We start from the raw sequence: 19,179 nt of genomic DNA on the forward strand, positions 1-19,179 counted from the left end.
CGCAACAACCCGGCAACCTGCGCGGGTCACCATCGGTGCATGACGGAGCCGGAACACCTTCGTGACTCCCTGCCCCTCGACTCGACCGCGCAGCTGCTCACGCGCATCACCGCCCAGCTCGGCACCCAGCTGAGTCACGTCAGACTGAACGGAACCCGCCGCGTATGCCCCCGACCGACCGGCCCACCCTCGTCGCCGTCGCCCACGGCAGCCGCGACCCGCGCGCCGTGCGCACCGTCTCCGCTCTCCTCGACCACGTCCGCGAGCTCCGCCCCGGGCTCGATGTCCGGCTCGGCCACATCGAGCTGAACGAGCCGCTGCTCGGCGACACCCTCGCCGCCCTGCCCGCCCGCGGCGTGCTCGTCCCGCTGCTGCTCAGCCGCGGCTACCACGTCAAGCACGACCTGCCGCTGGCCGCGGCGGCGCACCCCGGCGCGCAGCTGCGTGTCGCCGAGCCGCTCGGCCCGCACCCGCTCCTGGTGGAAGCGCTGTGCTCCCGGCTCGCCGAGGCGGGCTTCCGGCCCGAGGACGGCACCAGCCGCAGTGCGGGAGTGGTCCTCGCCTCCGCGGGTTCCCGCGACCCGGAATCGGCCGCCGACACCCGCCGCACCGCGGACCTGCTCAGCGAACGGCTCGGCGGCGTGCCCGTCGTCCCCGCCTATGCCTCCGCCCTCGCACCCACCGTCCCCACGGCCGTCCGCGCGCTCACCGCCCGCGGCCGGCACCGCATAGCCGTCGCCTCGTACTTCGCCGCCCCCGGCCTCTTCGCCGCCCGCAGCGCCGCCGCCGCACCCTGGGTGGCGGCCGAGCCGCTCGGTGCCCACCCGGCCCTCGCCCGGCTGCTGCTGCACCGCTACGACGAGGCGCTCAGCCGCTCGCACACGCCCCAGAGGCTCGAACTGGCCGCCGCATAGCCCGAGTGTCAGCTGATCCGGATACCTTCGGTGCATGGATGGCACCACCGGCCCCACCGGCAGCAGCGCCTCGTCCACGCCCGGCGTGCACGGCTCCGGCGCGTACGGCACCGCTCCGTACCACCTCTCACCCTTCGGCCCCGACGCGTACGACCCCGACATCTACGACGAGACCGCCACCGAACGCTGGGCTGCCGAGCCGGACAAGCGTCCCGGCCGCACCGCCTTCCAGCGCGACCGTGCCCGCGTCCTGCACTCCTCGGCGCTGCGCCGCCTGGCCGGCAAGACCCAGGTGGTCACGCCCGGCACCCGCAGCCACGCCTGGGACGCCAGCCCGCGCACCCGGCTGACCCACTCCTTGGAGTGCGCCCAGGTCGGGAGGGAGCTGGGTGCGGCGCTGGGCTGCGACCCCGACCTCGTCGAGGCGGCCTGCCTCGCCCACGACATGGGCCACCCGCCCTTCGGGCACAACGGCGAGCAGGCGCTCAACGACTTCGCGAAGGACTGCGGCGGCTTCGAGGGCAACGCCCAGTCGCTGCGGCTGCTGACCCGCATCGAGCCCAAGCGGTTCATCCACAGCGAGAGCACCGGCGAACCGGTCAGCGTCGGCCTCAACCTCACCCGTGCCGTCCTCGACGCCGCGACCAAATACCCCTGGCCGCGTGGCGGACACCCCACCGAGCCGGGTTCGGTGAAGTTCGGGGTGTACGAGGACGACCTGCCGGTCTTCGAATGGGCGCGCACGGGGGCCCCGGCGTACCGCAAGTGCTTCGAGGCCCAGGTCATGGACTGGTCCGACGACGTCGCGTATTCGGTCCACGACTTCGAGGACGGACTGCACGCGGGCCACATCGACCCGAACTGCCTGATGTCCCGGACCGAGCGCGAGGCCGTCTGGGCCGTGGCGATCGGGCGGTACGTACCCGAGGACACCGACCCGCACGAGCTGTCCGACGCCCTGGACCGGCTGGTCGACCAGGTGTGGTGGCCGCACCACTACGACGGGTCGGCCGTCGCCCAGGCCCGCCTCAAGGACGCCACCAGCCAGATGATCGGCCGGTTCTGCCTGGCCGCCGAGGGAGCGACCCGCGAGGCGTACGGCTCCGGCCGTCTCACGCGGTACGCGGCCGAGCTGGTGGTCCCCCGCGAGACCCGCAACGAGTGCGCGGTGCTCAAGGCCGTCGCCGACCGCTATGTCATGCAGCGTGCAGAGCAGGAGACCCTGCGCGCGGACCAGCGCGTGGTGCTCGCGGAGCTGGCGCACGCGCTCACCGCCCGTGCCCCGGAGGGTCTCGAGCCGCAGTTCCGCGCCTGGTACGAGGCGGCGCCGGACGACCGGGCCCGCAAGCGCGTGATCGTCGACCAGATCGCCAGCCTCACCGACGCCTCCGCCCGCACCCTCCACGCCCGCCTCACCGACCGGCGGCACCCTGGCTGAGCACGGGAGGGTCCACCGGTTCATCCTGATATGACACGCCCGGAAGGTAGCCCCTCTTTCGTCATCACGCTCCGTGCGGGACGCTCGCTGAAGGCTGCGCAGCGCAGAAGCAACGAGGAGGTATCACGTGGTCGACGCACATCGGACCTTCGTCATCGTCGGCGGTGGACTTGCCGGGGCCAAGGCCGCCGAGACGCTTCGTTCCGAAGGGTTCACCGGCCGAGTGATCCTCATCGGTGACGAACGCGACCATCCTTACGAGCGTCCGCCCCTGTCCAAGGGCTATCTGTCCGGCAAGGAGGAACGCGACTCCGTCTTCGTCCACGAGACCGCCTGGTACGCGCAGGCCGACGTCGAACTCCATCTCGGCCAGTCCGTCGTCGCCATCGACCGCGCCGCGAAGTCGGTCCGCCTCGGTGACGGTGCCGTCGTGCGCTACGACAAGCTGCTGCTGGTCACCGGCGCCGAACCGCGACGTCTGGACATCCCCGGCACCGACCTCGCGGGCGTCCACCATCTGCGCCGCCTCGCCCACGCCGACCGGCTGCGCCACCGGCTCACCGCACTCGGCCGGGACAACGGCCATCTGCTCATCGCCGGCGCGGGCTGGATCGGCCTGGAGGTCGCTGCCGCAGCCCGCGGCTACGGCGCCGAGGTCACTGTCGTCGAACCGCTGCCCACCCCGTTGCACCAGGTCATCGGCCCCGAGCTGGGCCAGGTCTTCACCGAGCTGCACACCGAGCACGGTGTCCGCTTCCGCTTCGGTACCCGCCTCACAGAGATCACCGGCCAGGACGGCATGGTGCTTGCCGCCCGTACCGACGACGGCGAGGAGCAGCCGGCCCATGACGTGCTCGCCGCGATCGGCGCCGCCCCGCGCGCGGCGCTCGCCGAAACCGCGGGTCTGGCGCTGGCCGACCGGGCGCACGGCGGCGGTATCGCCGTCGACGCGAGCCTGCGCACCTCCGACCCCGACATCTACGCGGCCGGCGACGTGGCCGCCGTCCACCACCCGCTGCTGGGCATCCGGCTGCGGGTCGAGCACTGGGCGAACGCGCTGAACTCCGGCCCGGCAGCCGCGCGCGCCATGCTCGGCCAGGACGTCTCCTACGACCGCGTCCCCTACTTCTTCTCCGACCAGTACGACGTGGGGCTGGAGTACTCGGGCTGGGCGCCTGCCGGCTCCTACGACCAGGTGGTGCTGCGCGGTGACGTGGGCAAGCGGGAGTTCATCGCCTTCTGGCTGAAGGACCGCCGGGTGCTCGCCGGGATGAACGTGAATGTGTGGGACGTCACCGACCCCATCCAGCAGCTCGTCCGCTCCGGTGCGCAGGTGGACCCCGACGCCCTCGGCGACCCGTCGGTGCCTCTGGCTTCCCTCAACGGCTGACGGGAGTGTCACCGCACCGCCGTAGACTTCACGCGTGGCAGGCAGGATCAACGATGACGACGTGAAGGCGGTGCGGGACGCCGTCCCGATCGACGCCGTCGTGTCCGAGTACCTCCAGCTGCGCAACGCCGGCGGCGGAAACCTCAAGGGCCTGTGCCCTTTCCACGACGAGAAGTCCCCCTCCTTCCAGGTCAGCCCCAGCAAGGGGCTCTTCCACTGCTTCGGCTGCCAGGAGGGCGGCGACACCATCGCCTTCGTGATGAAGATCGACCATCTCTCCTTCTCCGAGACGGTCGAGCGCCTCGCCGCGACGGCGGGCATCACGCTGCGCTATGAGGAGGGCGGGTACAACCCCACCCACCAGCGCGGCGAGCGGATCCGGCTGGTCGAGGCCCACAAGGCCGCGGCACAGTTCTATGTCGAGCAGCTCGACGGCGCCGAGGCGGAGATCGGCCGGAAGTTCCTCGCCGAGCGCGGCTTCGACCAGGGCGCCGCCCAGCACTTCGGCGTCGGCTACAGCCCGGCCGGCTGGGACCATCTGACCCGGTTCCTGCGCGGAAAGGGCTTCAGTGACAAGGAGCTGCTCCTCTCCGGCCTCTCCCAGGAGGGCCGCCGCGGACCCATCGACCGGTTCCGCGGCCGCCTGATGTGGCCGATCCGCGACATCACCGGAGAGGTCGTCGGCTTCGGCGCGCGCAAGCTGCGCGACGACGACAACGGCCCGAAGTACCTGAACACCCCAGAGACCGCGATCTACAAGAAGTCGCAGGTGCTGTACGGCATCGACCTCGCCAAGAAGGAGATCGCGAGAAGCAGCACGGCCGTGGTCGTCGAGGGTTACACCGACGTCATGGCCTGCCATCTCGCGGGCGTCACCACCGCGATCGCCACCTGCGGCACGGCCTTCGGCGGCGACCACATCAAGATCCTGCGCCGTCTGCTGATGGACAACGCCACGGCAGAGGTGATCTTCACCTTCGACGGTGACGCGGCCGGCCAGAAGGCCGCCCTGCGTGCCTTCGAGGACGACCAGAAGTTCGCCGCCGAGACCTCGATCGCGATCACCCCCGGCGGCATGGACCCCTGCGAGCTGCGTCTGGCCGAGGGCGACCCCGCCGTGCAGAAGCTCGTCGAATCGCGCACCCCGCTCTTCGAGTTCGCGATCCGCCAGATGGTGGTCCGGCACAACCTGGAGACCCCCGCGGGCCGCGCCGCCGCCCTCGACGAGGCCGCACCCATCGTCGCCGGGATCAAGAACGTCGCGATCCAGCACGAGTCGGCCGTCCAGCTCGCCGGCATCCTCGGCATCCTCGACACCCAGTTCGTGGTCAAGCGGGTCTCCCAGCTCGCCCGTTGGGCCCGAGAGCGCGGCGGCCGCGGCCCCGCGGCCCCCCAGCAGCCGCGTGCGTACGACGCCCAGCACGCCCACCAGGCCCCGGCCGGCCCCGCGCTCAATCTGCGCAGCCCCGCCCACCGCACCGAGCGCGAACTGCTCAAGCTCGCGCTCCAGCATCCTGAGCTGGTGTCCCCGGCCTTCGACGCGTACGGCGCCGACGAGTTCACCGCCCCCCCGTACGCGGCGGTCCGCGAGACCATCATGGAGGCGGGCGGTGCCGAGCAGGGCACCCAGGACACCCCCGGCTATCTGGCCCGGGTCCGCGACACGGCACCGAACGACACGGTGCGCGCCCTGGTCACCGAGCTCGCCGTGGAGGCCGTCCACTCCCGTACGGTCGACGAGACCTATGCGGGCATGCAACTGGTCCAGGTCCGGCTGCGCGCCGTCGACCGCCGTATCCGCGACGTCCAGGGCACGCTCGCCCGCCTCGGGCAGCACGCCGAACCGGAGCATGTGTCCGCCGTGCAGAACGAGTTGTGGGTGCTCCAGCAGTACGCCCAGTCGCTGCGCAACCAGGGCGCGGACGCGCTCTGACGCGGGGCACTCCCGCACCCGGCTCCCGCACCCGGCTCCCGTGCTCGATGCCGACGCGCGAGGGGGCACCGGCCGGGCGGCCCGCCGACACGCGGCGCGAGCACGGCGCCCGCCGGCGGCGCCGGTGTCCGGGACGTCCGGGCCCTTCAGCGGATCGGCCGCCGGACGGCGAAGCGCCGTCCTCGGGCAGGGCGCCGCCGGATCACCGGGGCGTCAGCCGGTGAACGTGGGCGCGAGCGCGCTCAGCAGCCGCTGCACGAACGCCTGCTCGTCGTCCGCGAACTGCGGGTACTCCGCGACGAAGTGGTTCCACTCCACCTGGCCGAGAGCCTCTTCGACGTCCTCGAAGAGGATCTCCTCCCGGTCAGGGTGCGGCCACTCGCCGGACAGCCGGAAGACGTCGCGCAACAGTGGGTACGGCAGCGGATGGCGCTCGGCCAGCAGTACGGCGTCGTACAGGTCCTTGCCCTGCGCGTAGCAGTCGTTGATCAGCCACATCAGCTTCCAGGCCAGCGACAGTTCGGGGGTGGCCGCCCACAGGGTCGTGACGGCGGACAGCTCCACCGGTTCGGGCTGGGCCGGCAGCTTCTCGTTGAAGACGAAGTCGAGCTGCACATGCCCGCCGGGAAGGCCCGGGGCGGACCACGGCAGGACCATCCGGCGGCCCGGTACGCGTTCGTACGTCCAGATGTCCTCGACCACGGCGCCCTGTGCGGAGATCCGCACCTGAGTGCCGGATCCACGCGCCATGCGCTCCGCAGCAGCGGCGATGCTGTCCAGCAGCTCGCTGGTGCGCGCATCGTCGATGTGCCAGGTCGACGGGACGACGACGAAGTCCAGGTCGCCCGGCTCCCGGGCCGCCCCGCCGAACCACGCCGAGAGCAGCACGCTGCCGCGCAGCACCAGCGACTCGGCCCGATCGGAACCGGAGATCGCGGCGAGCACGACGTCCAGCGCCTCGCGCCGGGCCGCCCGCCAGGCCACCCCCTCGGCCGGATCGTCGAACCGGGGGTCCGCGGCCCGGTAGGCGTTGGCGTACTGCTTGAGCGCCGGCTCGAAGACAGGGCGCTGCACCAGGCCGTCCCCAGCCACGGGCCGTAGCGTGCGCGGCAGATGGCGCCTGGCGCGCGTCGCCTCGTCCAGCGGAGCCTGAGGCACCCTCTCGCTGGTCCAGCCGAACGTTTCCCACGATCCGCTCATGCTCCCGCCCCCTTGTCGATCCATCCGTCGATCCACCCGTCGTCCACCGACAGATCACTGTCGTACAGCACGAACTCCCGTTCCTGGGAACGGATTTCGTACCCCGCCGCCGCGAGCTCCGTCACCATCGCATCGCACGCCCGGCCGGCCTCCTCGGCCGAACCTCCGTGGCAGCGCTGCGTCACAAAGCGCTCGTGGCGCCCGACCGACGTCACCCGCCGGGCATTCCACGACAGGTGCGCCCCGTGCCGGACCGCGAGCGCGGTCAGCGTCTCCCGGTCGAAGTCCTCGTCCAGTTCCAGCTTCACGTGATGCTCGAAGTACCCGTCGGACGAGCCGGCTTCGGGCGACCACGGCGTCGTCTCGATCTTCACCCGCACCGGATCGAAGCCGTCCGCCCGCAGCCGCCCCACCAGCACGTCCGCGGCCGCACGCTGCCCGCCAAGGCCGTCCGTGCCCCTCAGGGTCAGCATCGGCTGCACCGGCATCCGGCCGCGTGCCAGCACGATATGGGTCACTTTCAGTCCCGCGGCACGGGCCCACGCGTCCAGCCGCTGCGCACCGTCCTCGTCGCAGCGCACCGTCACATGGGTCTCGTACTCGTAGTTCTCGCGCACCGGCCGATCCTGGCAGACGTCTGTGCGAGCGGGCATCCGAGTAACCGGCCGGTCACGCACGGGTCTCAAAAAGTCACCGCACGCCCCTCGTGGCAGAGATGTGTCGTACCCCACACTGGGGGCGGTGTCCGAGTCCTCGGAGCGCGGCCGGTCCACCCGAAGTGGGCCTGACATCCCCGCGGATCCGCTCATCCTGAACGGGACGGAAAACGGCCAGGCGGCCGCTGCCGTCCCGCTGCCGCACGCCCCCGAACCGGCAGCGATCATTCTGGAGGTCGCCCCCGTGCAGACCCTGACCGAGACCGTAGCCGCCACGACCGCCACCGCTTCGGCCTCCGGCATGGCCGAGCAGGTCCTTGCGCAGAGCCGGGCCGCAGCGCACCCCGGAGCGGTACCCGACGCCGCAGCACCGGCTGCGGAGGCGGAGCCGGGGGACGAGCCCGAGCTGCAGGAGACGCCCGAGCCGCGGGCGGTCGCCCGGTTGGACGGCGGCGGTCCCTCCTCCGACCTCTTCCGCCAGTACCTGCGGGAGATCGGCCGCATTCCGCTGCTCACCGCGGTCGAGGAGGTGGAGCTGGCGCGCCGGGTCGAGGCGGGTCTCTTCGCCGAGGAGCGGCTCGGCAACACTCCCGACCCGGACTCCCAACTCGCCGTCGACCTCGACAAGTTGGTGGTCATGGGCCGGATGGCCAAGCGCTGGCTGATCGAGGCCAACCTCCGGCTCGTCGTCTCGGTGGCCAAGCGCTACGTGGGCCGCGGGCTGACGATGCTCGACCTGGTCCAGGAGGGAAACCTCGGTCTGATCAGGGCGGTCGAGAAATTCGACTACGCCCGCGGCTACAAGTTCTCGACGTACGCGACCTGGTGGATCCGCCAGGCCATGTCGCGGGCGCTCGCCGACCAGGCGCGCACCATCCGCGTCCCGGTCCATGTGGTCGAGCTGATCAACAGGGTGGTGCGGGTGCAGCGCCGCATGCTCCAGGAGCGCGGCTACGAACCCACCCCCGAGGAGGTCGCCGCCCACCTCGAACTGCCGCCCGAGCGGGTCAGCGAGGTGCTGCGGCTCGCCCAGGAGCCCGTGTCGCTGCACGCGCCCGTGGGGGAGGAGGACGATGTCGCCCTCGGCGACCTCATCGAGGACGGCGACGCCGCGTCCCCCGTCGAGTCGGCAGCCTTCCTCCTGCTGCGCGAACACCTGGAGGCGGTGCTGTCCACGCTCGGCGAGCGGGAACGCAAGGTCGTGCAGCTCCGCTACGGGCTGGTCGACGGCCGGCCGCGCACACTCGAGGAGATCGGCAGGCTCTTCGGCGTGACCCGTGAACGGATCCGCCAGATCGAGTCCAAGACCCTCAACAAGCTGCGCGACCACGCCTTCGCCGACCAGCTGCGCGGCTACCTCGACTGAGCACAGGTGCTCAGCCCTCGTCCTCGGGGGATCCCTGCCGCTTGGCGCGTGCGTCGATTCCGGCGCCGACACCGACGCCGAGAGCCAGCCCGAGCGCGATGCCCAGGCTCAGGTTGTCGGTGAGCTGCCCGAGCGAGATCCCCAGCGCCACGCCCAGCGGCAGCCACAGCGCGATGCCGTAGCCGGGCCTGCTCTTGTCCGTCATGTGTTCCCCCTTGTGCGGATGTGGCCGTACGCACGGATGTGGTCATGGTCCGTGAAGGCACCATTCTCCTCACCGAGATCACGGCCGTACGAGGGGGCCCGGGCGCGAGCGGTCAGTGCCGGGCGGCGATCTGGATCAGGTTGCCGCATGTGTCGTCGAGGACCGCCAGCGTCACCCCGCCCATCTCCAGCGGCTCCTGGGTGAAGCGCACCCCGAGCGCGCTCAGACGCTCGTACTCCGCCCGGGCATCGTCGACCGCGAACGACGTGGCCGGGATGCCGTCCTCGACCAGGGCCTTCTTGTAGGGGCCGACGGCCGGGTGGCCGTCCGGCTCCAGCAGCAGCTCGGTGCCGTCGGTGTCCTCCGGCGAGACGACGGTCAGCCAGCGATGCTCGCCGCCGAGCGGGACATCGTGCTTCTTCACGAAGCCGAGCACATCCGTGTAGAAGGCCAGGGCCTTGTCCTGGTCGTCGACGAAGACGCTCGTGATGTTGATCCTCATGGCGCCCTTCCTCTCATGTCCTGGGCGGCCACCGCTCCGCGATGCTCTGCAGCGGGGCGGTGTCGAGGTGGTGGAACTTGAACTTGCCGTCGCGCCTGCTGGTCACGAGTCCGGCCGCCTCCAGCACATCGAGGTGCTGGGACACGGCCTGCCGGGACAGGCCGAGCCCGTGCTTCATCGTCAGCCGGGTGCACAGCTCGAACAGCGTCTGGCCGTCGCGGTCGTGCAGCTCGTCGAGGATCGCTCTCCTCGCAGGCGCGGCGAGGGCGTGGAAGATGTCACCCACGCCCCCGTTATAGGCAAGTGGCCACTTGCTTGTCAAGTGGCCACTTGCCTATAACGGCTGCTCCGCCGCACGGCGGTCAGTCCACCTCCACCACGGCCTGCGCGAACTGCGCCGCGTACAGCCGCGCGTACGCCCCCTCAGCCGTCAGCAGCTCCTCGTGCGTGCCCTGCTCGACGATCGACCCGTTCTCCATCACCAGGATCACGTCCGCGTCCCGGATGGTGGAGAGCCGGTGCGCGATCACGAAGCTGGTCCGGCCGTGCGCCAGACGCGCCATCGCCTTCTGGATCAGCACCTCGGTACGGGTGTCCACCGAGCTCGTGGCCTCGTCCAGCACCAGGATCACCGGATCGGACAGGAACGCGCGCGCAATGGTGATCAGCTGCTTCTCGCCCGCGCTCACGCCCGAGCCCTCGTCGTCGATCACCGTGTCGTACCCGTCCGGAAGGGTCCGGATGAAGCGGTCGGCGTGCGCGGCGCGCGCCGCCTCCTCGATCTCCTCGCGTGTCACCTTGCGGGACGTGCCGTAGGCGATGTTGTCGGCGATGGTCCCGCCGAACAGCCAGGTGTCCTGCAGCACCATCCCGATGCCGGCACGCAGCTCGTCCCGCGACATCGTGGCGACATCCACACCGTCGAGGGTGATCCGGCCGCCGGTCACCTCGTAGAACCGCATCAGCAGGTTGACCAGAGTGGTCTTGCCCGCGCCGGTCGGCCCGACGATCGCCACCGTGTGACCGGGATCGACGGACAGGGACAGATCCTCGATGAGGGGCCTGTCGGGCGTGTAGCGGAACGACACCTTCTCCAGCGACACCGCACCGCGCAGTGCCTCGGGCCGCGCACCCACGACCGGATCGGGAGCCTGCTCCTCCGCGTCCAGCAGCTCGAATATCCGCTCGGCGGACGCGACGCCCGACTGCACCAGGTTCGCCATCGACGCCACCTGGGTCAGCGGCATCGAGAACTGCCGCGAGTACTGGATGAACGCCTGCACATCACCGATCGACAGCGCGCCCGAGGCCACCCGCAGTCCGCCCACGACGGCCACCAGCACGTAGTTGAGGTTGGAGACGAAGAACATCAGCGGCTGCATGACCCCGCTGTTGAACTGGGCCTTGAAACCGGCCTGGTACAGCGCATCGTTCTGCTCGGCGAAGTCCTTCGCGGACTCCTCCTGCCGTCCGAAGACCTTCACCAGCGCATGACCGGTGTACATCTCCTCGATATGGGCGTTGAGTCTGCCGGTGGACTTCCACTGCTGCACGAAGTGCGGCTGAGAGCGCTTGCCGACCTTGGTCGCCACGAGCACCGACACCGGCACGGTCACCAGGGCGACCAGCGCCAGCAGCGGCGAGATCCAGAACATCATCGCCAGTACGCCCACGATGGTGAGCAGCGAGTTGATCAGCTGCCCCATCGTCTGCTGGAGCGTCTGCGAGATGTTGTCGATGTCGTTGGTGGCCCGGCTCAGCACCTCGCCGCGCTTGGCCCGGTCGAAGTACGACAGCGGCAGCCGCGACAGCTTCGCCTGCACGTCCTCGCGCATCCGGTACACGGTCCGGTTGATCACCCGGATCGACAGCCGGGTCGAGACCAGCATCAGCAGCCCGGCCGCCACGTAGATCGCGAGTGCCACCAGCAGCACATCACCCACGGCCCCGAAGTCGATGCCGTCGCCGGGCGTGAAGTCCACCCCGGTGAGCATGTCGGCGAGGCCGCCCTCGCCCCCTTCGCGCAGGCCCTCGATCGCCTGCTCCTTGCTGGTCCCCTCCGGCATCTCCCGGCCGACGACCCCGGCGAAGACCAGGTCGGTCGCCTGCCCCAGGATCATCGGCCCGACCACCGAGAACGCGACACTCAGCACGCCGGCCGCGAGCATCACCCACAGCGTCGCCCGCTCCGGAGCGAGTTGCCGCAGCAGCCGCTTGACCGAGCCCCTGAAGTCCATCGACCGCTCGGCGGGCGAGCTGCCGGCCATCATCCGTGCAGCAGGTCCCCCGCTCATGCGGCCTCAGCCTCCGTCAGCTGCGAGAGGACGATCTCCCGGTACGTCTCATTGCCCTGCATCAGCTCGTGATGGCTTCCGGTTCCCACGACCTGCCCCTCGTCCAGGACCACGATCCGGTCCGCGTCACGGATCGTCGACACCCGCTGGGCGACGATCACCACCGTCGCCCGGGACGTCTCGCGGGACAGCGCACCGCGCAGCGCCGCGTCGGTCGCGTAGTCCAGCGCCGAGAACGAGTCGTCGAAGAGATAGATCTCCGGCTGCTGCACCAGCGTGCGCGCGATGGCGAGCCGCTGACGCTGCCCGCCGGAGACATTGGTGCCGCCCTGCGCGATCGGCGCGTTCAGCCCGCCCTCGAGTTCCCGTACGAAGTCGGCGGCCTGCGCCACCTCGAGCGCCTGCCACAGCTCGTCGTCGCTCGCGCCGGGGTTCCCGTACCGCAGATTCGTGGCCACGGTCCCCGAGAACAGATACGGCTTCTGCGGCACGAGCCCCACCGTCCGCGCCATCAGCGCCGGATCCAGCTCCCGTACGTCCACGCCGTCGACGAGCACCTCGCCGCCCGTCACATCGAACAGCCGCGGCACCAGACCCAGCAGGGTCGACTTGCCGCTGCCCGTCGACCCGATGATCGCGGTCGTCTCACCCGGCCGCGCCACCAGATCGACGCCCCGCAGCACCGACTCCTCTGCACCCGGATAGCGGAAGTCGACGCCGCGCACCTCGAGATGACCGCTGCGGCGCAGCTCCCGCACGGGCGCGCTCGGCGGCACGACGCTCGAATCGGTGCCCAGCACCTCCTGGATCCGCTCGGCACACACCTCGGCGCGCGGCACCATCATGAACATGAACGTGGCCATCATCACGGCCATCACGATCTGCATCAGATACGCGAGGAACGCGGTCAGCGCGCCGATCTGGATCGCACCGCTGTCGACCCGGTGCGCACCGAACCAGACGACGGCGATCGACGACACGTTCACCACCGTCATCACGGTCGGGAACATCAGCGCCATCAGCCGACCGGTCGACAGCGACACGTCGGTCAGCTCACCGTTGGCCCCGCGGAAGCGCTCCTTCTCGTACGTGTCGCGTACGAAGGCACGGATCACCCGATTGCCGGTGATCTGCTCACGCAGCACCCGGTTCACCGTGTCCAGGCGCTCCTGCATGGTCCGGAACAACGGCCGCATCCGCTTCACGATCAGCGCCACCGCGATACCGAGCACCGGCACGACCGCCAGCAGCACCACGGACAGCGGCACGTCCTGGCCGAGCGCCATGACGATGCCGCCGACGCACATGATGGGCGCCGAGACCATCAGGGTGAACGCCAGCAGCACCAGCATCTGGACCTGTTGGACGTCATTGGTCGTCCGGGTGATCAGCGAAGGGGCACCGAAGTGCCCCACCTCGCGCGCGGAGAAACTCTGCACCCGGTCGAAGACGGCGGCCCGGACGTCCCGCCCGAGCGCGGACGCGGTGCGCGCGCTGTAGAAGACGGCCCCGATGTTGCAGACCACCTGGACCACGCTGACGCCGATCATGACGGCACCCAGGGCCAGGATGTAGCCCGTGTCCCCCTTCACGACACCGTTGTCGATGATGTCGGCGTTCAGGGTCGGCAGATAGAGGGTGGCACTGGTCTGCAGCAGCTGCAGCGCCACCAGGAAGGCGACGGGTTTCTTGTACGGACCCAGGAAGGTCCGCAGCAGTTGTATCAGCACGCGCTGTCTCTCGGGCTCGGCAAGATCGGGGGGTCACCCCATCTTCCGGCACCGGGCAGGGGAAACCTCAAGGGAATTCCTCCAAAGCCCGGTCAAGAACAGCTGAAGGAACCGCTGTCGGCGGCCGGACAGAGCCTAGCCGCCGAAGCTGAACGCCCCCGGGTGGATCTGTTCCCGGGTCGCCCCGTACTGCTGGCGCACGGCCTGACCCACCGCGAGCTCGTCGCCCGGCTCGAAGACCTGCACCGCGGCCCCCTGCCAGGCCGGCGGTGACTGCGGCGACAGCGTCCCCTGCGCGACCCCCAGCGCCCACGCGGCCTGGCGCGCCGCACCGAGGGCCGCATAGTCGGCGGGCTGCGGCACGACGACCTGCGCCGCGAAGATCGCCGGCGCGGCGGCCTGCACGGCGGGCAGCTCGGCGGCCGCACCCAGCAGGAACACCCGGCGCACCTCTACGCCCCGGCTGCGCAGCACGTCCATCGCGTCCGCGAGCGAGCACAGCATGCCCTCGAACGATGCCCGCGCCAGATGCTCCGCCTTCATGGACTCGCGCCGCAGCCCGCTCAGCGTGCCCGCCGTGTGGGGCAGCTGCGGAGTGCGCTCGCCCTCCAGATACGGCAGCAGCACCAGGCCGGACGAGCCCGGCGTCGACTTCATGGCGAGATCCGAGAGCTCCGCGAGGTCCCCCAGGCCGAGCAGCTCGGCGGTGCCGCGCAGCGCCCGTACGGCATTGAGCGTGTGCACCACGGGAAGATGCATCCCGGTCGCGTCGGCGAACGAGGTGATCATCCCGCTGGGGTCGGCCAGCGCCTCGTGGTGCACGGCCATCACCGAACCCGACGCGCCCAGTGACACCACCGCGTCGCCGACGCCGAGCCCGAGCCCGAACGCCGCCGCCATCGTCTCGCCGGTCCCCGCGGAGATCAGCAGCCCCTCGGGCGTGGTGCCCGCGGCCTCGGCCGGACCGAGCACCTCCGGCAGCGCACACGGGTGCCCGAGCGCGAGCTCCACCAGGTCGGGACGGTAGGACCCGGTGCCCGCGGACCAGTAGCCGGTCCCCGAGGCGGCGCCGCGGTCGGTGGTCCGCCGGGCCGGCCGGCCCAGCAGCTGCCACACCAGCCAGTCGTGCGGCTGCATCAGCGCCGCGATCCGCTGCGCGGCCTCGGGCTCGGAGCGTGCCAGCCAGCGCAGTTTCGCCACCGGCTGGGCGGCCTGCGGCACGCAGCCGACGGCCTCGGCCCAGGCCTGCCGCCCGCCGAGCCCGTCGATGAGATCGGCTGCCGCGACCTGGGCGCGCTTGTCGTTGCCGAGCAGGGCGGGACGGACCGGCCCGCCCTGAGCATCCAGGGGAACCAGACCGTTCTGCTGCGCGGAGACGCCGATGGCCTGCACGCCCTCGAGCAGCCCGCCTCCCGCGGCCTCGCCGAGGGAGAGGAGCCACACCTGAGGATCGACCTCGGTGGCCTTGGCCTCGACGGGGTGCGGAGCGTACCCCTGGCGCAGCACGGCGCCCGTGTCTGCGTCACAGACGACGATGCGTGTGAACTCGGACGAGCTGTCCAGCCCTGCGACTATCCCCATGTCCAGAATTCTGCCGCACTTCGCCGACAGTCACGTCATGTGTTGGTGGTACCCCAGTCGTCGTCGAGACTGCCGTTCTTGTCGCGCAGTGCCCTCACCCGCTCGGCCACCGAGACGGGCACATGGTCACCGACCTTGTCGCTGACCTTGTGGAACGCCTTGCCGGCCGCCTGGCGACTGTTCTGGGCCGCGGACTCGGCGGCGTTGCGTACCGCGGGGTTCTGGGCGAACTGCCGCGCGGACTTCTTGAGCTGTTCGTACTTCTCGCGCCCGGCCCGTGCGCCGAGCACGAAGCCGAGGGCCAGTCCGGCGACGAACGTGAGCTTGTACCGCATGGCTGCGACCCTTCCGTTGCGTCGGTGCTGCTCGCCTACCCGGCTGGGCCCGTGATCACCCCGGGACATACCGATTGGCGGAGCACCCCCCTGCTTGCGCTAATGTATGTGTCGCAGCGAGCGCACGCCCCCTGGGACGCCCCGGGTAGGTACGTTCGGTGCAAACGCAGCAATCCCCTGTAGCTCAATTGGCAGAGCAGCCGGCTGTTAACCGGCAGGTTACTGGTTCGAGTCCAGTCGGGGGAGCGCGATCCCCTGTAGCTCAATTGGCAGAGCATTCGGCTGTTAACCGGAGGGTTGCTGGTTCGAGTCCAGCCGGGGGAGCAGCTGAGAAAGAGGACCCCTCGAGGGTCCTTTTTCGCGTCTTCCGCACGGCATCCGGGGCGGCGACCAGCGCAGTCTTCATGGTCACGGGTTGCCGAGCATCCGAAGCGAGAGATCGTATGACCGGCTATGCTGCGGCAGACGGCGCGCACAAATGTGCGCGACGCGCCGTTAGGGGCGGTAGCTCAGCCGGTTAGAGCAGCGGACTCATAATCCGTCGGCCGTGGGTTCGAGTCCCACCCGCCCCACCGCAGGCCTGTGGTTACGGATCTCCGACCGGCATCTTTGCCGGTCGGGCGAGTCGTGAAGTTGATCGTGACGGCCCATCCCTACGGCCGTCCTCCTAGTGTGAGGACAATGTGAGGACAGAGGCGTAGCGACACGCGCTCGTCACGCTGTCTCGCGGCCAGGCCCGGCAACGAGCGACCCGTATGCAATGAGCCCCTCCGTTCGGGAGGCCGCAGACAGTTACGTGTGGCGCAGCGATCTCGCCCCGGGGTGCCTCGACCCCGAGCGCGACTGGACCGCAACACCCTTGGCCTTGCTCGGCATGGCCACTCTGGCGCTCGCCATGTCCCATGCCGCTCTGCTGCGCGCCGCCGGTGACACCAGGACTGTCGTGATCGCCTCCGTGACCGGCGACCATGTCCCCCTCATCCCGCCGGCCGACTCCTCGGCGTCCACGCCGGGCTCGGCCTTGCGGGCCTCTGTCCGGCGTGGACGGCGTTCGCTGTTGTCTACGCCGCGCTGCTGCGGGGTCCCTACGAACGCCGGTTCTGCCACCGCACCGCGGAGGCTCCGACGGTGTCCGCCGGTTCGGCTGACGCTTGGTCACAGTGGTGCCGGGTTCCAAGGCTTGTGCCTGGACACTGATGCCCGGAGCGGCAGCAGGCCTCCCGTCACAGGCCGGGAATCGCCCGGACATCGCCGGGGCGCGGCTGAACCGCCCCGTGGCGACGCCGGAATGGAAGCGAGATGTGAGGCAGCTGTCGGGCGCGGCAGGTTGTCGGAGCCATCGAGCCCAGGACGGCGTCGGCGGTTCGTCCTCCGCCCGGCGGGGGCCACCGCGTCCGGCAGGCGCAGTCCGGGTGACGGCTGCAACACCGAGTCGGTGCGGTCCCAAATCACCGAGATGTCAGCGCCGTTGCCGACGGCTCCGTTCTGACGTCCCGGTCGGGGTCCGGAGTCGGCTCAACCCCGCCACGCCCAAGTGGCGGGGGCAGACCTGCGCTGACCGGCACAGGGCTGTACATACCAAATGGTTCGGCCGACGCGACAACATGGGGCGGCAGCGCCGTCCCGGGCTGTCACCCCGACGCGCTTTGCTCACTCGCGTGCGTCGAGAGTGTCGGCGAGGTGCGGGTCGATGTTTCTGAGCGCCGCCACGGCGAACTGGGTCGTGAACTCGGCGGCCGATGCCGGATCCAGTGAGTCGGCGACCAGCGTGTACCGCGCGCCCTCGACGACCAGGCCGACGACGAAGGAGGCGCAGAGCTCCGCACTCGTCCCCCAGGTGCCACGGCCGTGGCGCTGGGTGAAGTACCGGATCCGGCGCGTGATCTCCCGGTCGGCGGCCGACATGAGCCGTTGCCGGGCCTCGGCCGCCGACCCTGTCGCGTGCGCGCCGAAGAGCAGGCGGAATCTCGCCGGATGGACGTCCGCGTAATCGAAGAACGAGGCCACGCCCGCGCGCACCTGCTGTTCGAGTGGGAGATCGGCCGCTGCCGCGTAGGCCTCGAAGAGCGCGCTCGCCAAGGTGTCGGCTGCGAGGTCGGCGCATTTGCCGAACAGGTCCTCCTTGCTGCCGAAGTGCGCGTACAGCGTGGGTTTGGTGGATCTCGCACGTGCGGCGACGACGTCCATGGTCGCCGCGTGGAATCCGGCCTCGCTGAAGACCGCGGAGGCCGCGTCCAGCATCTCTTCGTCGGTCGGGCGTGCCGCAGAGGCGCGGCGGCGGCCCGCTGGACGCTGTGGCGTGGGGCCGGCCTTGGGCGGGTGATCAGCCATGTCCACCACTTTACTTCGGGGTAAACCAGGATTACGATTTTACTCCGTAGTAAATGCGGTTGTATCGACTCCCTGACTGGAGAACCGGCCAGGGCCTTGTGGAGGCTTTCATGCACCACACTCACCTCGTACGGCCCGCCGCGACCGCCGCAACGCGCCCCGTCCCTGTCCCGTCCCTGGGCTTCGCCCCCCACCGGGAGCTGACCGTCGCCGGTCCCTGGCGGCTTCCGCGGGCTCCGGACGCCTGTGGTCAAGCCCGCAGAGCGGTGTGCAGCACCCTGTCCGACTGGGGCCTGGACCATCTTGCGGACACGGCCGAACTCCTGGTCAGCGAGCTGGTCGGCAATGCGCTGCTTCACGCCTACGGTTCCGTCCGCCTCACTGTGGTACGCCGCGAGGTCATCTGTTGCCAAGTCCGCGACGGCAGCCGGGAACTGCCGCAGCTCCGCTCGGCGCAGACCACCGACGAATTCGGCCGCGGCCTGCATTTGGTCGATCTGATGGCGAGCAAATGGGGCGCCGACGCCACTCCCTGGGGCAAGGACGTCTGGTTCGAACTTCCGGAAGCGCCGGATTCCCCCGGTGGAGGGCGGCGCTGAGCGAGGCGCCCTCGCGCGGATCGAGTCGCTTCGTCACATCACCGATTTCCCGTAGGGAAACGTCACCGCTCGATTCCGCCCAGGAGGTCCTGAAGAACACGACCGTCCTCTCGGTCGCTTCGGCGAGTACCGCGATCAGCAAGGCCGTTGCGCCGCGCCGTTCCTGACCCGCAAACCGTCCAGGCGCCGCGGCACCGCCGTCACCCAGCCGTCGGCCGCCAGAGGCGGGCATCGTCACACAGCTGCGCGACATGATGCGCGCCACCGTCACCCAGGGCACACCGTGACGGTCCTCGCCGGTCTGCCCGACGACACCGGCGCCAAGACCGGCATTGCCGAAGTCGGCGGGGACCAGCCGAACAACGGCCGGCTCGCCGCGCACCGTGGCAACGTCGCCATCGCCTGTCTCGTCGAGGGGGCAAAGCCGGTTCCGGGTCCGTCGGCCCCATCGTCCACGAGCTCCTCTCCGCACCAATGATCCCCGATGACGACCTGCCGACTGCTGAACCGACGGTCAGCCTCCTGTGATGCGCAGCCCCTCAGCCGAAAGCTCGGGACCCGGCCCACGCATGTGCGTTCCCCCGAGTGGAACAGTGCGCTTCTGCCTGGCACCAGTGAGGTGGACGGCAGCCCGTACGGCTCCCGGCCGAGCGGACTGTTCCAGTCATACGGTGCGGGGGCCGCATCCCTGGATGCGGCCCCCGC

16 protein-coding genes, 3 tRNA genes and 1 pseudogene are annotated in these 19,179 nt (G+C 70.4%); 10 read left to right on the forward strand and 10 right to left on the reverse strand.

Annotation, left to right across the window (positions count from 1 at the left end; translation table 11 throughout):
* Nucleotides 1-164: 164 nt before the first annotated feature.
* The 4 genes from ABZ208_RS18655 (at nucleotide 165) to dnaG (ending at nucleotide 5,675) form a co-directional block, all read left to right on the forward strand.
* Nucleotides 165-914 (forward strand): sirohydrochlorin chelatase, encoded by a 750-nt coding sequence (locus ABZ208_RS18655; protein WP_356910552.1) that lies wholly within the window; start codon nucleotides 165-167, stop codon nucleotides 912-914.
* 34 nt (nucleotides 915-948) lie between these two features.
* Nucleotides 949-2,352: a deoxyguanosinetriphosphate triphosphohydrolase gene (locus ABZ208_RS18660; RefSeq protein WP_356910553.1), complete on the forward strand. Its 1,404-nt coding sequence runs from the start codon at nucleotides 949-951 to the stop codon at nucleotides 2,350-2,352.
* A 127-nt stretch (nucleotides 2,353-2,479) separates the two neighbouring features.
* Nucleotides 2,480-3,742 (forward strand): FAD-dependent oxidoreductase, encoded by a 1,263-nt coding sequence (locus ABZ208_RS18665; protein ID WP_356910554.1) that lies wholly within the window; start codon nucleotides 2,480-2,482, stop codon nucleotides 3,740-3,742.
* 34 nt (nucleotides 3,743-3,776) lie between these two features.
* Nucleotides 3,777-5,675 carry a DNA primase gene (gene dnaG / locus ABZ208_RS18670; protein ID WP_356910555.1) on the forward strand — a complete coding sequence of 633 codons (1,899 nt, stop codon included), beginning with the start codon at nucleotides 3,777-3,779 and terminating at the stop codon, nucleotides 5,673-5,675.
* Nucleotides 5,676-5,888: 213 nt separating this feature from the next.
* On the opposite strand, the gene ABZ208_RS18675 is transcribed toward dnaG, so the two are convergent.
* Together ABZ208_RS18675 and ABZ208_RS18680 are read right to left on the reverse strand one after the other, a co-directional pair.
* Complete coding sequence (locus tag ABZ208_RS18675) at nucleotides 5,889-6,875, reverse strand: nucleotidyl transferase AbiEii/AbiGii toxin family protein (protein ID WP_356910556.1); 987 nt, start codon at nucleotides 6,873-6,875, stop codon at nucleotides 5,889-5,891.
* Nucleotides 6,872-7,528 carry a hypothetical protein gene (locus ABZ208_RS18680; RefSeq protein ID WP_356910557.1) on the reverse strand — a complete coding sequence of 219 codons (657 nt, stop codon included), beginning with the start codon at nucleotides 7,526-7,528 and terminating at the stop codon, nucleotides 6,872-6,874. The genes ABZ208_RS18675 and ABZ208_RS18680 overlap by 4 nt, the downstream gene beginning before the upstream one ends.
* Nucleotides 7,529-7,616: 88 nt before the next feature.
* On the opposite strand from ABZ208_RS18680, the gene ABZ208_RS18685 reads away from it, so the two are divergent.
* Nucleotides 7,617-8,897: an RNA polymerase sigma factor gene (locus tag ABZ208_RS18685; RefSeq protein WP_356910558.1), complete on the forward strand. Its 1,281-nt coding sequence runs from the start codon at nucleotides 7,617-7,619 to the stop codon at nucleotides 8,895-8,897.
* 10 nt (nucleotides 8,898-8,907) lie between these two features.
* Here the strand turns inward: ABZ208_RS18685 and ABZ208_RS18690 are convergent, their stop codons facing one another.
* From ABZ208_RS18690 to ABZ208_RS18720, 7 genes are all read right to left on the reverse strand, one after another.
* Nucleotides 8,908-9,102 carry a hypothetical protein gene (locus ABZ208_RS18690; protein WP_356910559.1) on the reverse strand — a complete coding sequence of 65 codons (195 nt, stop codon included), beginning with the start codon at nucleotides 9,100-9,102 and terminating at the stop codon, nucleotides 8,908-8,910.
* A gap of 112 nt (nucleotides 9,103-9,214) precedes the next feature.
* Complete coding sequence (locus tag ABZ208_RS18695) at nucleotides 9,215-9,604, reverse strand: VOC family protein (protein WP_328400889.1); 390 nt, start codon at nucleotides 9,602-9,604, stop codon at nucleotides 9,215-9,217.
* A gap of 13 nt (nucleotides 9,605-9,617) precedes the next feature.
* The gene (locus ABZ208_RS18700) at nucleotides 9,618-9,890 is read right to left on the reverse strand and encodes a metalloregulator ArsR/SmtB family transcription factor (protein ID WP_328400891.1); all 273 of its coding nucleotides are present in this window, start codon (nucleotides 9,888-9,890) and stop codon (nucleotides 9,618-9,620) included.
* A 76-nt stretch (nucleotides 9,891-9,966) separates the two neighbouring features.
* On the reverse strand, nucleotides 9,967-11,874 hold the full coding sequence (locus tag ABZ208_RS18705; RefSeq protein WP_356910644.1) for an ABC transporter ATP-binding protein: 1,908 nt from the start codon (nucleotides 11,872-11,874) through the stop codon (nucleotides 9,967-9,969).
* A gap of 20 nt (nucleotides 11,875-11,894) precedes the next feature.
* The gene (locus ABZ208_RS18710; protein WP_356910560.1) at nucleotides 11,895-13,628 is read right to left on the reverse strand and encodes an ABC transporter ATP-binding protein; all 1,734 of its coding nucleotides are present in this window, start codon (nucleotides 13,626-13,628) and stop codon (nucleotides 11,895-11,897) included.
* A gap of 135 nt (nucleotides 13,629-13,763) precedes the next feature.
* Nucleotides 13,764-15,209, reverse strand: coding sequence for an FGGY family carbohydrate kinase (locus tag ABZ208_RS18715; protein ID WP_356910561.1), 1,446 nt, complete (start codon nucleotides 15,207-15,209; stop codon nucleotides 13,764-13,766).
* A 35-nt stretch (nucleotides 15,210-15,244) separates the two neighbouring features.
* On the reverse strand, nucleotides 15,245-15,544 hold the full coding sequence (locus ABZ208_RS18720) for a YtxH domain-containing protein (protein ID WP_356910562.1): 300 nt from the start codon (nucleotides 15,542-15,544) through the stop codon (nucleotides 15,245-15,247).
* A 173-nt stretch (nucleotides 15,545-15,717) separates the two neighbouring features.
* On the opposite strand from ABZ208_RS18720, the gene ABZ208_RS18725 reads away from it, so the two are divergent.
* The 3 genes from ABZ208_RS18725 (at nucleotide 15,718) to ABZ208_RS18735 (ending at nucleotide 16,116) form a co-directional block, all read left to right on the forward strand.
* Nucleotides 15,718-15,790: transfer RNA gene (locus ABZ208_RS18725), tRNA-Asn, on the forward strand.
* A 5-nt stretch (nucleotides 15,791-15,795) separates the two neighbouring features.
* Nucleotides 15,796-15,868: transfer RNA gene (locus ABZ208_RS18730), tRNA-Asn, on the forward strand.
* A 174-nt stretch (nucleotides 15,869-16,042) separates the two neighbouring features.
* A tRNA-Ile gene (locus tag ABZ208_RS18735) sits at nucleotides 16,043-16,116 on the forward strand.
* A 1,078-nt stretch (nucleotides 16,117-17,194) separates the two neighbouring features.
* Here ABZ208_RS18735 and ABZ208_RS18740 read toward each other — a convergent pair.
* Nucleotides 17,195-17,875, reverse strand: coding sequence for a TetR/AcrR family transcriptional regulator (locus ABZ208_RS18740; protein WP_356910563.1), 681 nt, complete (start codon nucleotides 17,873-17,875; stop codon nucleotides 17,195-17,197).
* 110 nt (nucleotides 17,876-17,985) lie between these two features.
* Here ABZ208_RS18740 and ABZ208_RS18745 point away from each other — a divergent pair, with 110 nt between their 5' ends.
* Nucleotides 17,986-18,474: an ATP-binding protein gene (locus tag ABZ208_RS18745; RefSeq protein ID WP_356910564.1), complete on the forward strand. Its 489-nt coding sequence runs from the start codon at nucleotides 17,986-17,988 to the stop codon at nucleotides 18,472-18,474.
* Nucleotides 18,475-18,701: 227 nt separating this feature from the next.
* A pseudogene (locus tag ABZ208_RS18750) lies at nucleotides 18,702-19,002 on the forward strand (hypothetical protein); the annotation flags it as partial.
* Between the last annotated feature and the right edge of the window lie 177 nt (nucleotides 19,003-19,179).

This window comes from Streptomyces sp. NPDC006208 (assembly GCF_040613775.1).
In the GTDB taxonomy this organism is placed as follows: domain Bacteria; phylum Actinomycetota; class Actinomycetes; order Streptomycetales; family Streptomycetaceae; genus Streptomyces.

What these genes read in the sequence shown, in the direction of transcription:
- ABZ208_RS18655 (WP_356910552.1), top strand. Translation starts at nt 165, where the DNA reads ATGCCCCCGACCGACCGGCCCACCCTCGTCGCCGTCGCCCACGGCAGC.
- ABZ208_RS18660 (WP_356910553.1), top strand. Translation starts at nt 949, where the DNA reads ATGGATGGCACCACCGGCCCCACCGGCAGCAGCGCCTCGTCCACGCCC.
- ABZ208_RS18675 (WP_356910556.1), bottom strand. Translation starts at nt 6,875, where the DNA reads ATGAGCGGATCGTGGGAAACGTTCGGCTGGACCAGCGAGAGGGTGCCT.
- ABZ208_RS18680 (WP_356910557.1), bottom strand. Translation starts at nt 7,528, where the DNA reads ATGCCCGCTCGCACAGACGTCTGCCAGGATCGGCCGGTGCGCGAGAAC.
- ABZ208_RS18690 (WP_356910559.1), bottom strand. Translation starts at nt 9,102, where the DNA reads ATGACGGACAAGAGCAGGCCCGGCTACGGCATCGCGCTGTGGCTGCCG.
- ABZ208_RS18695 (WP_328400889.1), bottom strand. Translation starts at nt 9,604, where the DNA reads ATGAGGATCAACATCACGAGCGTCTTCGTCGACGACCAGGACAAGGCC.
- ABZ208_RS18705 (WP_356910644.1), bottom strand. Translation starts at nt 11,874, where the DNA reads ATGATGGCCGGCAGCTCGCCCGCCGAGCGGTCGATGGACTTCAGGGGC.
- ABZ208_RS18715 (WP_356910561.1), bottom strand. Translation starts at nt 15,209, where the DNA reads ATGGGGATAGTCGCAGGGCTGGACAGCTCGTCCGAGTTCACACGCATC.
- ABZ208_RS18720 (WP_356910562.1), bottom strand. Translation starts at nt 15,544, where the DNA reads ATGCGGTACAAGCTCACGTTCGTCGCCGGACTGGCCCTCGGCTTCGTG.
- ABZ208_RS18740 (WP_356910563.1), bottom strand. Translation starts at nt 17,875, where the DNA reads ATGGCTGATCACCCGCCCAAGGCCGGCCCCACGCCACAGCGTCCAGCG.
- ABZ208_RS18745 (WP_356910564.1), top strand. Translation starts at nt 17,986, where the DNA reads ATGCACCACACTCACCTCGTACGGCCCGCCGCGACCGCCGCAACGCGC.